The sequence below is a fragment of the Cupriavidus phytohabitans genome, from assembly GCF_017815025.1.
Taxonomy (GTDB): Bacteria; Pseudomonadota; Gammaproteobacteria; order Burkholderiales; family Burkholderiaceae; genus Cupriavidus.
On record NZ_JAGIQB010000030.1, the window covers coordinates 41,904 to 56,685 of the forward strand.

The window sequence follows — 14,782 nt, forward strand, 5'->3', positions numbered from 1 at the left end:
TGCACTTCCCCCAAATCGTTGGGCCGCGGGCAACTTTGCCTGCATTGACTCGCCGCCGTCGCCGGCACAAGACAGGCACGGAACTGGTGCACGCATTGGATACCGCGGTGTGCGGGGCCGCGTTCCCGGCGAAGCCTTTCAGCCGACCTGGTAGCGCCGGATCACCTCCAGATCGGGATCGATGCCCAGCCCCGGCCCGTCCGGCACCCGGATCATCCCGTCGCGCGGCAGCACCGCCTCGCCGAGCACCGTGGCCTCCATGTCAAAGTAGCGCCATTCGATCATGGCACGCGCATCGCCCAGCGCCGCCGTGGCATGGATGCTGGCCAGCAGCCCGGGGCCGTCGTAGAAGGTGTGGACCATCACCTGCGTGTTGTGTGCCTCGGCCAGCGCGAACACCTTGCGCAGCGGGCTGATGCCGCCCATCTTGGCCGGGCTGGGCTGAATCACGTCGACCGCGCCGGCGCCGAGCATCTGGTGGAAGTCCATCAGCGTCGAGGCGTTCTCACCTGCCGCAATGGGAATGCTGCATAGCCGGCGCAACGCGGCCAGGCCGGCGTAGTTCTCCGGCGGCCACAGCGGCTCCTCGAGCCAGCGCAGCGACAGCGGCGCCAGTGCGCGCGCCATGTCGATGGCCTCGGCCAGCGACCAGGGACAGTTCACATCCAGCGTGATTTCGATATCCGGCCCGGCTGCGTCTCGCGCGGCCCGTATGACGCCGAGGTCGACTTCGTGCAGCTTGACGCTGCGGTAGCCGTCGGCGATCGCCCGCCGCATGTTGGCCGCGATGGCCGCCCGGTCGGCGTAGCGGATCAGGCTGGCATACGCCGGCAGCTGCTCTCGCCGCGTTCCGCCCAGCAGCCGGTACAGCGGCAGGCCGGCGGCCTTGCCGCAGATATCCCACAGCGCGATATCAAGCGCCGACAGCCCATACAGCACGGCGCCGCTGCGCCCGAAGACGTGGAAGCGGCGCTGCAGGTCCAGGCTGAGCGCCTCGGGCTGCGTGGCATCCATGCCGATGCACGCGGGCGCCAGCAGTTGGTCGAGCGCCGCCTTGACCATCGGGATGCCGATAAAGCCGAAGGTTTCGCCCCAGCCCACGATGCCGTCGTCGGTGGTCACCCGGACCAGCAGCGAATCCGCGGCCTGCAAGCCCGCCCCGCCCCACACACCGGCGGCGGAAACCCCGCCGACCGTGAATGGCACGCGCAGCACGATGGTGTCGATCGACGCAATCTGCATGGCTCGCCTCCCGCGGCCGCTGCAGTCTCCGAGGGCCGGCTGGCTGCATGGCTGGGTTCACTATAGGGAAGCGCGCGTTATCCCGCCCGCACCGCAACGGAGGACACCAGCGCGTGCAGTCAGCCCTGGTCCCCGCCGCCGACCGGCAAGACCGTACCGGTGATGTATGAGGCTTCGTATCGGATGGTGCCGCCGACATTGTTGACGAGGATGTCCAATGCGAGGCAGGCCCACAAGGTCGATATCATTCGTGACGCCGTAGACCATGCGCACCGGATGCGCGCAAGGCGCCGGCGGCAATTCATACTCTTGAAGTATCAAATCAGACGACAACGGTCTTGGACAGCTGAAAAATAGCCATCCATACTCCGATGCAACATTCAACTGCATCAGGAAGGTATGAAAGTGGCAACACAATCCAGCCCCACGGCCATCGAGTCGATCGAGGCCATCCTGGTCGACCTGCCGACCATCCGCCCGCACCAGCTCGCCATGGCGACCATGCAGCGGCAGACCCTGGTGATCGTCCGCCTGCGCTGCGGCGACGGCGTGGAAGGCATCGGCGAGGCCACCACCATCGGTGGCCTGTCCTATGGCGATGAAAGCCCCGAGGGCATCAAGCTGACCATCGACACCTACCTGGCGCCGGCGTTGCTCGGGCAGGATGCCACCAACGTGCACGCGGCCATGGCACGGCTGAACAAGGTCGCGCGCGGCAACCGCTTCGCCAAGTCGGCGCTGGAAACGGCGCTGCTCGACGCGCAGGGCAAGCGCCTGGGCGTGCCGCTGTCGACGCTGCTGGGCGGCGCCGTGCGCGACACGCTGCCGGTGCTGTGGACGCTGGCCAGCGGCGATACCGCGCGCGACATCGACGAGGCCGAGCGCCTGCTGGCCGAGCGCCGCCACGACACCTTCAAGCTCAAGATTGGCCGCCGCGGCGTGCGCGAGGACGTGGCCCACGTGTCCGCGATCAAGCGCGCGCTGGGCGACCGTGCCCGCGTCACCGTCGACGTCAACCAGGCCTGGAACGAAGCGGAAGCCGCCACCGGCATTGCCATGCTCGAAGCCGCCGGCATCGACCTGATCGAGCAGCCCACGCCGCGCGAGCAGCGCACCGCGCTGGCGCGGCTGGCGGCGCGCTTTGTCGTGCCCATCATGGCCGACGAAGCCGTGTGCGGCCCCGAGGACGCGATGGAAGTGGCCCGCCTCGGCGCCGCCGACGTGTTCGCGCTGAAGATCGCCAAGTCCGGCGGCATCTTCGGCATGCTGCGCACCGCCGCGGTCGGCGACGCGGCCGGCATCGCGCTGTATGGCGGCACCATGCTGGAAGGCAGCGTCGGCACCATCGCCGCCGCCCACGGCTTCGCCACGCTGCCGCAGCTGGCCTGGGGCACCGAACTGTTCGGGCCGCTGCTGCTGAAGGACGATATCGTGGTGGAGCGGCCGGTGTACCGTGACTTTGCGCTGCACCTGCCGCAAGGGCCGGGGCTGGGGATCGCGCTCGACGAAGACAAGCTGGCGCACTATCGACGCGACTGATTTTTCACCACCGGACTAAAACGAGGAGAACCCGATGCTGTATCTGGTAAGAATGGACGTGAACCTGCCGCACGACATGCCCGCCGCGCAGGCCGACGAGATCAAGGCGCGCGAGAAGGCCTACGCGCAGGACCTGCAGCGCCAGGGCAAGTGGCTGCACCTGTACCGCGTGGTCGGCGAGTATGCCAACTACAGCGTGTTCGACGTCGAGTCGAACGAGGCGCTGCACAACCTGCTGTCGGCGCTGCCGCTGTTCCCGTACATGAAGATCGCCGTCACGCCGCTGGCGCCGCATCCCTCTTCGATCCGCTGAGCGAGGCCCGCGTCATGAGCATTGCCTCCCGTGACGGGCTCCGCCTGCACTACGAACTCCAGGGCCCGGCCGGCGCGCCGGTGCTGGTCATGTCCAATTCGCTCGGCACCAACCTGTCGATGTGGGATCCGCAGATGCCGGCGCTGCTCGAGCGCTTCCGCGTGCTGCGCTACGACACGCGCGGCCATGGCGCCTCCGCCGTGCCGGCCGCGCCATTCGGCATGGCCGAGCTGGGCGCCGACGTGCTGGCGGTGATGGACCACGCCGGCATCGGGCGCGCGCACTTCTGCGGCCTGTCGATGGGCGGCATGACCGGCATCTGGCTGGCACGTCATCACCCCGAACGCTTCGGCCGCTTCGTGCTGGCCAATACCGCAGCGCTGATCGGCCCGCCTTCCGGCTGGAATACCCGCATCGAGCGCGTGCAGGCCGAAGGCATGGCGGCCATCGCCGAGAGCGTGCTGGCCCGCTGGTTCACTCCCGCCGCGCTCGCCGGCGATCCGGCGCGCCTGGCGCCGGTGTTGTCGATGCTCGCCTCGACCGATGCCGACGGCTATATCGCCAACTGCGCCGCGGTGCGCGATGCCGACCTGCGCGGCCTGCTGGCCGGCATTGAGGCGCGCGTGCTGGTGATTGCTGGTGTCCAGGATGCCGCCACCACGCCCGAACAGGGGCGCGAGCTGGCTAATGGGATTGCCAACGCCGAGTATCTCGCGCTCAATGCGGCGCATCTGTCGAACTGGGAACTGCCGGCGGAGTTTTCTGACGCGGTGATCAACTTCGTTTTACACGCCTGATGTCGGCGCCGCCTGCGCGACGCCAGGCGGTTCACACCACCATCTCCACGCCCGGCGCCGGCCGGCGCTCCAGCAATGCCGCCAGCTTCCTCAGCGCCAGCGACAGCTGCGCGTGATTGTCGACACCGCCGAGCGAAATGCGGATGGCATTGGGCGCGTCGGGCCCGTCCCAGAACGCGTCGGAAGGCGTGACCCGCAGGTCTTCCGCCAGCGCGGCCCGGGTGAGCTGCTGCGCCGACCACTGGGCGGGCAAGCGGTGCCATACGTGGATGGCGCTGGGCGGCAGCTGGCCGATCCCGCTCAGCCACCGGCTTGCCAGCGCGCACCGCGCCAGCGCTTCGGTGCGGATGCCGTCGAGCAGCTGCATGGCCGAGCCGTCATGGATCCATTGCGTGGCAAGTGCCGCGGTCATCGGCGCGGCCATCAGCGCGAAGGCGCGCAGCGCTGCCAGCAGGTCCTCGCCACCACTCCCCTCCGGCAACAGCACATACGCCGTGCGCAGGCCCGGCGTGAGCGCCTTGGACAGCGTCGCGACGTAGCAGGTGCGCTCGGGCGCAAAGGTGGCGAGCGGCGGCGGCGCTGACGGCGTCAGCAGCCAGTACGGGTCGTCCTCCAGCAAGGCGATATCGCATTGGCGCGCGGCCCTGGCGATCTCTGCCCGGCGCGCGGCCGGCATGGTGTGCGTGGTCGGATTCTGGGCCGTGGGATTGAGGTAGGCCAGCGTGGCGCCTTCGGCGCGGGCCGCCGCGAGCGCGTCGGGCAGCATCCCGTCCGCGTCGCACGGCGCGATCAGCACGCGCCGGCCCAGCTGCGCCGCCGCAGCGCGGATGCCCGGGTAGGCCAGCGGCTCGGTCACGATCGCCTCGCCGGGCCGCGTGCGGCTCAGGATCACCGCGGCCAGCGCGGCCTGCGCGCCGGGGCACACCACCAGCCGCGCGGTATCGACCTGCCCGAACATCGGCGCCAGCCAGAGCGCGCCGGCCGACCGGTCCGAAGCACTGCCGCCGCCAAGCTGGTAGGTCATCAGCAGGTGCGGGTCGCTGCGCAGCAGGACCTGGTTCAGGCCACGCCGCAACAGGTCCTGGAAGTCCACGCCCGCCGGCGGCGGCGGCACGTTCATGCTCATGTCGACCACCCGCGCCAGTTCCGCGCGCGGCGCGGCGATGAAGGTGCCGAGCGCGCCCCTGGCTTCGATCAGTTGTCGCCGCCGGGCCTCGTTATAGGCGCGCGTCACCGTGGTCAGGTCGACGCCGAGGACTTTCGCCAGGCTGCGCTGCGGCGGCACGCGGTCACCCGCCATCAGCCGGCCTTCGCCGATCGCCTGCTCGATGAAATCGACGATCTGCAGGTACCGGGCCCCGCCGGATGCAGTGATCCGCAGATCCCATTGGGTAGCGATTCGGGCAGCGTTTTCGCCATCTTGTATGGATTCTGTCGCCAAAGTTTCCTCGATGTATGGCCTTTGTCTTCGACTAGCATGCCAGACATTGTCGAGGGAATCCATACAAACCCGTCTCGCACGGGGCTGACGCAGCACTTGAATCGGCGCGCGTGGCCGGATGCCTTCGGTAATCCGTAACCAAGGTGTCCGACATGCTCAAACCTAACGCCGGGCCGGCAAACCAAGATCGACAAGGCCCGCCCTCCCCGTCCCCTATCCGTAGCGCATCGCGCGCCGTGCCGCTGCGCATCGGCGCCCTGCTGCTGGCCGCCGGCCTGAGCGCCCTGCTCAGCGGCTGCAACCTCGAACTGCTCGATCCCAGGGGCAGCATCGGCGAGCAGGAGAAATCGCTGATCCTGATCGCGCTGTTCGTCATGCTGATGGTTGTCATCCCGGTGATCTTCCTGACGCTGTGGTTTGCCTGGCGCTACCGTGAAACCAACACCAGCGCGACCTACGCGCCCAAGTGGTCGCACTCGACCAAAATCGAGATCGTGGTGTGGGGTATTCCGTGCGTGATCGTGGCTTGCCTGGCCGTGCTGATCTGGGACTCGACGCACAAGCTCGACCCCTATCGGCCGCTCGAGTCCGAGGTCAAGCCGCTGCAGGTCGATGTCATCGCGCTGAACTGGAAATGGCTGTTCATCTATCCCGAGTACGGCGTCGCCTCGGTGAACCAGCTCGCCATCCCGGTCGGCACGCCGGTCAATTTTCGGCTGACCGCGGAATCGATGATGAATGCCTTCTTCATTCCGCAGCTTGGCAGCATGGTCTACACCATGGCGGGCATGCAGACCCGCCTGCACCTGATCGCGGACACGCCGGGCGTCTATCTCGGCCAGTCTGCGGCCTACAGCGGCGCGGGCTTCTCGGACATGCATTTCAAGACGCTGGCGACCTCGCGCGAGGACTTCGACGCGTGGATCGACAAGGCGCGGGCCTCGGCGCAGGCGCTTGACGCCGACACCTACCGCGCGCTGGAGCAGCCCAGCACCAAGGACCCCGTCGCGCTGTACGCATCGGTGACGCCGAAGCTGTTCGACCAGGTCGTCGACAAGACCATGCAGGCCAACGGCGCGATCTGCCGCGCCAACACCCCCGAATCACTGCAGGCCTTCCAACGCGTCCCGTCGGCGCTCCCCGGCCGCATGGAGCAATGACATGCTAGGAAAACTCAACCTCGAGGCGATCCCCTACCACGAGCCGATCATCATGGGGACGCTGGCCGTGGTGCTGGTGCTGGGCGCGGCGCTGCTCGGCGCGATCACGAAATTCGGCAAGTGGAAATACCTGTGGACCGAATGGATCTGCTCGGTCGACCACAAGAAGGTCGGCGTGATGTACATCATCCTGGCGCTGGTCATGCTGCTGCGCGGCTTCGCCGACGCGATCCTGATGCGCACGCAGCAGGCCGTCGCCTACGGCGATGCCGCCGGCTACCTGCCGCCGCACCACTATGACCAGATCTTCACCGCCCATGGCGTGATCATGATCTTCTACGTGGCCACGCCGCTGGTGGTGGGCCTGATGAACGTGATCGTGCCGCTGCAGATCGGCGCGCGCGACGTGGCCTTCCCGTTCGTCAATTCGCTGAGCTTCTGGCTGTCGGCCATGGGGGCGGTGCTGGTGATGCTGTCGATGTTCGTGGGCGACTTCGCCGCGACCGGCTGGGTGGCCTACCCGCCGTTGTCCGAACTCGGCTACAGCCCCACCGTCGGCGTCGACTACTACATCTGGTCATTGCAGATATCGGGGCTGGGCACCACGCTGACCGGCATCAACTTCATCGTCACGATCCTGCGCATGCGCGCACCGGGCCTGACCCTGATGAAGATGCCGGTCTTCACCTGGACCGCGCTGATCACCAACATCCTGATCGTCGCCATCTTCCCGGTGCTGACCGCCACGCTGGCCCTGCTCACCGCCGACCGCTACCTCGGCATGCACTTCTTCACCAACGAGCTGGGTGGCAACGCCATGATGTACGTGAACCTGATCTGGATCTGGGGGCACCCCGAGGTCTATGTGCTGATCCTGCCCGCGTTCGGCGCGTTCTCGGAAATCATCGCCACGTTCTCGCGCAAGCCGCTGTTCGGCTACAAGTCGATGGTGTATGCCACCTCGTCGATCGGCGTGCTGTCCTTCTTCGTCTGGCTGCATCACTTCTTCACCATGGGCTCGGGCGCCAACGTGAACGCCTTCTTCGGCATCATGACGTCGATCATCTCGATCCCCACCGGCGTGAAGCTGTTCAACTGGCTGTTCACCATGTACCGGGGCAGGATCCGCTTCCATACCTCGACCATGTGGACCATCGGCTTCATGGTGACGTTCGCGGTCGGCGGCATGACCGGCGTGCTGCTGGCGGTGCCGGGCGCGGACTTCGTGCTGCACAACAGCCTGTTCCTGGTGGCCCACTTCCATAACGTGATCATCGGCGGCGTGCTGTTCGGCTGCCTGGCGGCGATCAGTTTCTGGTTCCCCAAGGTGTTCGGCTTCAAGCTGAACGAGTTCTGGGGCAAGGTCTCGTTCTGGTGCTGGCTGGCCGGCTTCTTCCTCGCCTTCATGCCCCTCTACGTGCTGGGCTTCAAGGGCATGACGCGCCGGATGAACCACTACGCCAATGTGGACTGGCATCCCTACCTGGTGGTGGCGATGATCGGCGCCTTCGTCATCGGCGCCGGCATCCTGGCCATGATCGTGCAACTGGCCGTCAGCATCCGCGACCGCAAGCAGAACCAGGACCTGACCGGCGACCCGTGGGACGGCCGCAGCCTGGAATGGTCGACCGCATCGCCGGCGCCGTTCTATAACTTCGCGAAGGTGCCGCACATCACTTCGCTGGAACAGCACTGGGACGACAAGGAAGCCGGACGCGCATGGCGCCAGCCGGCCCACTACGAGGACATCCACATGCCACGCCCCACCGCGGCCGGCTTCCTCGTGTCGGTGTTCGGGCTGGTGTTCTGCTTCGCGCTGGTCTGGCACATGTGGCTCGTCGCCGTTGCCGGGCTGGTTGGCGCGATCGCAACCTTCGTGCTGCGCAGCTACGACCGCAACGTGGACTACTACGTCCCCGCCGCCGAAGTCGAGCGCATCGAGCGCGCCCGCTACGCCCAACTGCAGCAAGCTGCCTGACCATGATCCCGACGCTATCCCCTACCCTGCACCACCCGGGCCCGGACGCCACACACGCGACCACCCACGCCGCCGACCACGGCCATCACGATGCCGCCGCCCATACCACGCTGGGCTTCTGGCTCTACCTGATGAGCGACTGCCTGATCTTCGCGGTGCTGTTCGCCACCTTTGGCGTGCTGTCCGGCAACACCGCTGGCGGGCCCGGCGGCCAGCAACTGTTCGAGCTGCCGTTCGTGTTCGCCGAAACCATGGTGCTGCTGCTCAGCAGCTACACCTTCGGCCTGGCGATGCTGCGGCAGGACGCGAATGCCGCGCCGCGCATGATCCGCTGGCTGGCGGCCACCTTCGTGCTGGGCGCGCTCTTTGTCGCCATGGAGGTCTACGAGTTCGCCCATCTGCTGCACCAGGGCGCCGGCCCTGGCGTGAGCGCCTACCTGTCGGCCTTCTTCACGCTGGTTGGCACCCACGGCCTGCACGTCACCGCGGGCCTGTGCTGGCTGGCGGTGATGATCCACCAGGTCCGCCGCTTCGGCCTCGACGACATCGTGCGCCGCCGGCTGGCGTGCCTGAGCCTGTTCTGGCACTTCCTGGACCTGGTCTGGATCTGCGTCTTCACCTTCGTCTACCTGCGGGAGTTCGCATGAAGCCGTCCCATCTTCACTCAGTCCATCCGGGCGAGCACCCCAGCCATGGCAGCGTGCGCAGCTACACCATCGGCCTGCTGCTGTCGGTCGCGCTCACCGTGGCGTCGTTTGCCACGGTCATGACGGGCGCGCTGCAGAGCCACGCCGCGATCGCGCTGGTCGTGGGCCTGTGCGTCGCGCAGCTGCTGGTGCAGCTGGTGTACTTCCTGCACCTGGGCACCGGCCCCGGCCAGCGCGGCAACACCGCCATCTTCGCCTGCACCGGCTTCCTGATCGTCATCGTCGTCGCCGGCTCGTTGTGGGTGATGCACAACGCCGACATCAACATGATGCCGACCGACATGTCCATCGAACGGGCACGCGCAAAAGACTAGCGCCCCGGCGCAAGGAGACCTTCACCATGTATGTCTATGACGAGATCGACCAGAGGCTGGTCGACGAACGGGTCGTGCAGTTCACCGACCAGACCCGCCGCTTCCTGGACGGCGAGCTCGACGAGGAAGAATTCCGCGTGCTGCGGCTGCAGAATGGCCTGTATATCCAGCGCCATGCCCCCATGCTGCGCGTGGCCATTCCCTACGGCATGCTGGCGTCAAGGCAGCTGCGCAAGCTGGCGGAGATCGCGCGCCGCTGGGACCGCGGCTACGGCCATTTCAGCACGCGGCAGAACCTGCAGTTCAACTGGCCGCGCCTGGAAGACGCGCCTGCCATCCTCGCGGAACTCGCCACCGTGCAGATGCACGCCATCCAGACCAGCGGCAACTGCATCCGCAACACCACCACCGACCACTTCGCCGGCATCGCGCCCGACGCGCTGGTAAACCCGCTGGTGTGGTGCGAGATCGTGCGGCAATGGTCGATGCTGCACCCCGAGTTCGCCTACCTGCCGCGCAAGTTCAAGATCGCGATCAGCGGCGCCACCACCGACCGCGCCGCGGTCGGCGTGCACGACATCGGACTGCAGGCGGTGGAGCAGGACGGGCAGGTCGGCTTCCGCGTGTGGGTCGGCGGCGGCATGGGACGCACGCCCATGGTCGGCAAGCTGATCCATCCCTTCGTGGCGTGGCAGGACCTGCTGACCTACCTGCAGGCCACGCTGCGCGTCTACAACCTGCATGGCAGGCGCGACAACAAGTACAAGGCGCGCATCAAGATCCTGGTGAAAGACCTCACGCCCGAGGTTTTCCGCGAACAGGTTGCGGAGCAGTGGCAGCGCATCCGGGGAGGCCCGGATACCGTCACCGAAGACTTTGTCGCGTCGGTGTCGGCGCGCTTCACGGTGCCGCCTTATGATCCGGCCGCGGCGCACGATGCCGATGAGAGCGCGGAACTCGCCCGGACCGACCGCGCATTCCGGCTCTGGCTGCGCAGCAACGTCCATCCGCACCGCGTTCCCGGCTATGCGGCAGTGACCGCGTCGCTCAAGGCAACCGGCCCCGCACCCGGCGATATCACTGCCGGGCAGATGGACCTGATGGCCGAGCTCGCCGAGCGGCACGGCTTTGGCGAGCTGCGTGTCTCGCACGAGCAGAACCTGATCCTGGCCGACGTGCGGCGCAGCGGCCTGCCCGCGCTCTGGCGCGCGCTGGATACCGCCGGCCTCGCCACGCCCAATGTCGGCAGGATCACCAATATCATCGCCTGCCCGGGCGGCGACTTCTGCTCGCTCGCCAATGCGGTGTCGATTCCGCTGGCGCGGGCGATCCAGGAACGTTTCGAGGATCTCGACCATGTGCACGACATCGGCGAGCTCGACCTGAACATCTCGGGCTGCATCAATTCGTGCGGGCACCACCATGTCGGCCATATCGGCATCCTTGGCGTCGACAAGGCCGGCGAGGCCTGGTACCAGGTCACCATCGGCGGGCGGCAGAACGGCGCCGACAGCCGGGACGGCCACGCGGGCGGCGGCGCGGCGATCGGCCGCATCATCGGCCCGTCGTTCGCGCAGGAACAGGTGCCGGACGTGGTCGAGCGGCTGATCGGCACCTATCTCGCGCACCGCGACAGCGATGCCGAGCGCTTCGTCGACGTGGTCGCGCGGATCGGGCTCGAACCGTTCCAGGCGGCCGTGTACCCTGACGGAAACAAGCGCAGCGCGGCTCGCTAGCCATCATGGGTCCACGTTGAGGATGACCGATGTTTGCCCCATTCATGCCATGTACCTGCGCCAGCCCCGACGACCTGTGGTCTGCCATCGCCGGCCTCTCCGCCGGGCAACTGCATACGATCATCGATTGCGCAAGTGCCTCGCCTGAGCCGACAGCCGACCTCGATGCCTTCAGGCGGCGCATCCTCGGCGTTTTCGGCAATGTCGCAGGCTTCGCATCGGCGCCGCCGCCGGAATCGGTTCTCCGGGAAATGTGGGAAAAATACCGGGCCTGAAGGAAAACCGCGGGAAAACCGCGGGAAAACCACGGGAAAACCGCGCGTCACGGCGATGCGCGGACTCCCCGAACTCAGGCGATCCCCTTTGCCCGTGCCCTGGAACGCAGGTCGCTCACCAGCGGCCACACCAGCACGAAGATCGCCAGGCCCATGATCGTGCCGACCAGCCCGTTCGACCAGAACACATCCAGTTCGCCGGATGACACCAGCATGGTCTGCCGGAAAGCGTCTTCCGCGCGGTCGCCCAGCACCAGCGCCAGCACCATCGGCGCCAGCGGATAGTCGAGCTTCTTCAGCACATAGCCGATCACGCCGAAGACCAGCATCAGCCAGACGTCGAACAGCGCGCCGTTCACCGTGTAGGCGCCGATCGCGCAGATCACCAGGATCAGCGGTGCGATGATCGAGAAGGGAATGCGCAGGATCGCGGCAAAGAGCGGTACGGTCGACAGCACCACGATCAGGCCGACGATATTGCCCAGGTACATGCTGGCGATCAGCCCCCAGACGAACGGCCCCTGCTCGGCGAACAGCAGCGGCCCCGGCTGCAGGCCCCAGATCATCAGGCCGCCCAGCAGCACCGCTGCCGTGGCGGAGCCCGGGATGCCGAGCGCCAGCATCGGCAGCAGCGCGCTGGTGCCGGCTGCGTGCGCCGCGGTTTCAGGTGCCACCACGCCTTCAACGTTGCCCTTGCCGAACGAGTCCGGGTTCCTGGCCATGCGCTTGGCGACACCGTAGCCCATGAACGATGCCGCGGTGGCGCCGCCCGGGGTAATGCCGAGCCAGCAGCCGATCACGGAGGAACGGATCACGGTCATCCAGTAGCGCGGCAGCTCGGCCCAGGTCTTCAGGACCACCTTCAGGTCGATGCGCGCCTGCTTGCCGCGGAACGCCACGCCTTCTTCCATCGTCATCAGGATCTCGCTGATGCCGAACAGCCCGATCACGGCGACCAGGAAGTCAAAGCCGCGCAGCAGCTCGTGCGAGCCGAAGTTCATGCGCAGCGTGCCCGATACCGTGTCCATGCCGACCGCCGCCAGGATAAAGCCCAGGCACATTGCGATCAGGATCTTCGGCTTGGACTCCTTGCCCATGCCGACGAAACTGCAGAACGTCAGCAGGTACACCGCGAAGAACTCCGGCGGCCCGAAGCGCAGCGCGAACTTCGCCACCATCGGCGCCAGGAAGGTGATCAGCAGCACCCCCGCCATCGCGCCCAGGCAGGAGCCGGTGAAGGCGGAGGTCAGGGCCTTGCCGGCCTCGCCCCGCTGGGCCATCGGATAGCCGTCGAAGGTCGTGGCCACCGACCACGCCTCGCCGGGGATATTGAAAAGGATCGAGGTGATCGCGCCGCCGAACAAGGCTCCCCAGTAGATGCAGGACAGCATGATGATGGCGGAGACCGGGTCCATCGAAAACGTCAGCGGCAGCAGGATCGCCACGCCGTTCGGGCCGCCCAGTCCGGGCAGCACGCCGACCACGATCCCGAGCAGGATGCCGGCGAACATCAGGCCGACGTTCTGCCACGACAGGGCGACCGCGAAGCCGCCCATCAATGCGTTCATTTCTTCCATCGCGCCTCCTCAGTAGCCCAGCGCAGCTTCCAGCGGCCCCTTGGGCAGCGGCACGCGGAACTGGATCTCGAAGATCCAGAACAGCAACAGGTTGATGCCGGCGCCAATCAGCAAGGCCCTGGGCCAGCCCGACTTGCCCACCCACACCATGAAGCCGACGATGAAGATCGCCGACGCCACGTAGATGCCGAGCACGCCGATCAGGCCGACATACCCCGTCAGCGGCAGCACGATCACGCTGACCTGCCGCAGTTGCTGCCAGGTCGCGAAGACCGCCTTGCCGTCGCCGCGCAGCGCCTGCATCGCCACCAGCACGCTGCAGGCCAGCACGATGATGCCGACGCGCATCGGGAAGTAGCCGGCTTCAGGCCCGTCCGGCGCCCAGCCCGCGCCAATGCTGTAGTTGCTCCAGATCACCACGATCGCGCCTGCCAGCAGGCATAGCGCGACCACAAGCTCCACGGCCTTGACCGAGAGCCCGGCGCCAGCCGGCTCTCCTTGATGCTGTGAATCCATCTCTGCCCCTTGATATCCCATCAGCCATCGGCTCCGGCGCCGGCGCCGGAGCCTTGCGAATGCGGCGCGCTTCTTCAGCGCACTCCTCAGCGCATTCGTCAGCGCATTCGTCAGCGCGCGGCGACGAAGCCCGCTTCCTTGATGATGTCGCGGTGCGCGGCCTCGTCCTTCGCCAGGAAGTCGGTCAGCGCCTTCGCCGTCAGAAACTCGTTCTTGAGCGCGTTCTTTTCCAGGTATTCCTTCCACTCCTGCGTGGCCACGATCTTCTGCATCAGGTCGACGTAGTACTTCTGCTGCTCGGGTGTGACGCCGCCGGGCATCATGAAGACACGCAGCATCTGGTATTGCACGTCGAGCCCCAGCTCCTTGCAGGTCGGCACATCGTTCCAGCCCTGGGCCTGCGTGACCTTGGCCTTGTAGGCCATCCGCTCCGGCGCGAACACGCACAGCGCCTTGTGTTCGCCGGCGCGCCATTGCCCGACCGATTCCGACGGATTGTTGACGTTGGCGTCGATATGCTGGCCCGACAACTGCGTCGCCGCTTCGCCGCCTCCCTTGTACGGCACGTAGATGAACTTCGCGCCGGTCTTCTTCTGGACCAGCGAGGTAATGATCTGGTCTTCCCGCTTGGAGCTGGTGCCGCCTACCTTGACCTTGCCCGCGTTCGCCTTGGAGCCGTCGACAAACTCCGGCACCGACTTGTATGGTCCGGCGGCATTGGTCCACAGCACGAACTCGTCCTGGGCAACCATGGCCACCGGAGTCAGGTCGCGCCAGCTGAACGGCAGGTGGCTGACCATCGGCACGGTGTAGAGCGCCGAGGAGGCGACCAGCAGCTTGTGGGGATTCCCTTGCGACGCCTTGGTGTCCATCAGGCCCTCGGCTCCGCTGGCGCCGGCCTTGTTCAGCACGATGACCGGCTGGCTCATCAGCTTGTGTTTGGCGATGATGCCCTGGATGGCGCGCGCCATCTGGTCCGACGCGCCACCGGCGCTGAATGGCACGACGATCTCGACCGGCTTTGCCGGCTCCCACGCCCATGCATTGGCGCCGAGGCAGGCGGTGGCACAGGCCACGGCCGTGAGAGTGCTCCTGACGATCTTGCGTTGCATCCTTTGTCTCCTTTGGCTTAGGTACTCTGGTTGGTACTCTGGTTGGTACTCTGGTTGGTACTCTGATCCGCTTTG

15 protein-coding genes are annotated in these 14,782 nt (G+C 66.8%); 9 read left to right on the plus strand and 6 right to left on the minus strand.

The window, feature by feature from the left end; genetic code table 11:
* Positions 1–138 precede the first annotated feature (138 nt).
* A complete protein-coding gene (locus J8I34_RS20560; RefSeq protein WP_209806845.1) occupies positions 139–1,242 on the minus strand; it encodes a mandelate racemase/muconate lactonizing enzyme family protein in 1,104 nt (367 codons plus the stop codon).
* 119 nt (positions 1,243–1,361) lie between these two features.
* Positions 1,362–1,490 carry a hypothetical protein gene (locus J8I34_RS35255; RefSeq protein ID WP_256441837.1) on the minus strand — a complete coding sequence of 43 codons (129 nt, stop codon included), beginning with the start codon at positions 1,488–1,490 and terminating at the stop codon, positions 1,362–1,364.
* A 151-nt stretch (positions 1,491–1,641) separates the two neighbouring features.
* Here J8I34_RS35255 and J8I34_RS20565 point away from each other — a divergent pair, with 151 nt between their 5' ends.
* Genes J8I34_RS20565 through pcaD form a run of 3 tightly spaced genes read left to right on the plus strand, consistent with a single transcriptional unit; the run spans position 1,642 to position 3,891 of the window.
* Entirely contained in the window at positions 1,642–2,781 is a 1,140-nt protein-coding gene (locus J8I34_RS20565; RefSeq protein ID WP_209806846.1) for a muconate/chloromuconate family cycloisomerase, read from the plus strand.
* 34 nt (positions 2,782–2,815) lie between these two features.
* Positions 2,816–3,094, plus strand: a complete 279-nt coding sequence (catC, locus tag J8I34_RS20570) for a muconolactone Delta-isomerase (protein WP_029048466.1) — start codon at positions 2,816–2,818, stop codon at positions 3,092–3,094.
* A 14-nt stretch (positions 3,095–3,108) separates the two neighbouring features.
* Positions 3,109–3,891 (plus strand): 3-oxoadipate enol-lactonase, encoded by a 783-nt coding sequence (pcaD, locus tag J8I34_RS20575; protein ID WP_029048465.1) that lies wholly within the window; start codon positions 3,109–3,111, stop codon positions 3,889–3,891.
* A 31-nt stretch (positions 3,892–3,922) separates the two neighbouring features.
* On the opposite strand, the gene J8I34_RS20580 is transcribed toward pcaD, so the two are convergent.
* Complete coding sequence (locus J8I34_RS20580) at positions 3,923–5,332, minus strand: aminotransferase-like domain-containing protein (protein WP_245176034.1); 1,410 nt, start codon at positions 5,330–5,332, stop codon at positions 3,923–3,925.
* 152 nt (positions 5,333–5,484) lie between these two features.
* On the opposite strand from J8I34_RS20580, the gene cyoA reads away from it, so the two are divergent.
* Genes cyoA through J8I34_RS20610 form a run of 6 tightly spaced genes read left to right on the plus strand, consistent with a single transcriptional unit; the run spans position 5,485 to position 11,502 of the window.
* Positions 5,485–6,492, plus strand: a complete 1,008-nt coding sequence (gene cyoA / locus J8I34_RS20585) for a ubiquinol oxidase subunit II (protein ID WP_209806848.1) — start codon at positions 5,485–5,487, stop codon at positions 6,490–6,492.
* 1 nt (position 6,493) lies between these two features.
* Entirely contained in the window at positions 6,494–8,470 is a 1,977-nt protein-coding gene (gene cyoB, locus J8I34_RS20590) for a cytochrome o ubiquinol oxidase subunit I (RefSeq protein WP_209806849.1), read from the plus strand.
* 2 nt (positions 8,471–8,472) lie between these two features.
* Positions 8,473–9,117, plus strand: coding sequence for a cytochrome o ubiquinol oxidase subunit III (gene cyoC / locus J8I34_RS20595; protein WP_029048461.1), 645 nt, complete (start codon positions 8,473–8,475; stop codon positions 9,115–9,117).
* Positions 9,114–9,491, plus strand: a complete 378-nt coding sequence (gene cyoD / locus J8I34_RS20600; protein ID WP_029048460.1) for a cytochrome o ubiquinol oxidase subunit IV — start codon at positions 9,114–9,116, stop codon at positions 9,489–9,491. The genes cyoC and cyoD overlap by 4 nt, the downstream gene beginning before the upstream one ends.
* 26 nt (positions 9,492–9,517) lie before the next feature.
* Complete coding sequence (locus tag J8I34_RS20605; protein WP_209806850.1) at positions 9,518–11,227, plus strand: nitrite/sulfite reductase; 1,710 nt, start codon at positions 9,518–9,520, stop codon at positions 11,225–11,227.
* 29 nt (positions 11,228–11,256) lie between these two features.
* Positions 11,257–11,502: a hypothetical protein gene (locus tag J8I34_RS20610; RefSeq protein ID WP_029048458.1), complete on the plus strand. Its 246-nt coding sequence runs from the start codon at positions 11,257–11,259 to the stop codon at positions 11,500–11,502.
* A gap of 74 nt (positions 11,503–11,576) precedes the next feature.
* Here the strand turns inward: J8I34_RS20610 and J8I34_RS20615 are convergent, their stop codons facing one another.
* From J8I34_RS20615 to J8I34_RS20625, 3 genes are all read right to left on the minus strand, one after another.
* Positions 11,577–13,079 (minus strand): tripartite tricarboxylate transporter permease, encoded by a 1,503-nt coding sequence (locus tag J8I34_RS20615; RefSeq protein ID WP_209806851.1) that lies wholly within the window; start codon positions 13,077–13,079, stop codon positions 11,577–11,579.
* A gap of 9 nt (positions 13,080–13,088) precedes the next feature.
* A complete protein-coding gene (locus tag J8I34_RS20620) occupies positions 13,089–13,595 on the minus strand; it encodes a tripartite tricarboxylate transporter TctB family protein (RefSeq protein ID WP_029048456.1) in 507 nt (168 codons plus the stop codon).
* 110 nt (positions 13,596–13,705) lie between these two features.
* Positions 13,706–14,707, minus strand: coding sequence for a Bug family tripartite tricarboxylate transporter substrate binding protein (locus J8I34_RS20625; RefSeq protein ID WP_209806852.1), 1,002 nt, complete (start codon positions 14,705–14,707; stop codon positions 13,706–13,708).
* Positions 14,708–14,782 lie beyond the last annotated feature (75 nt).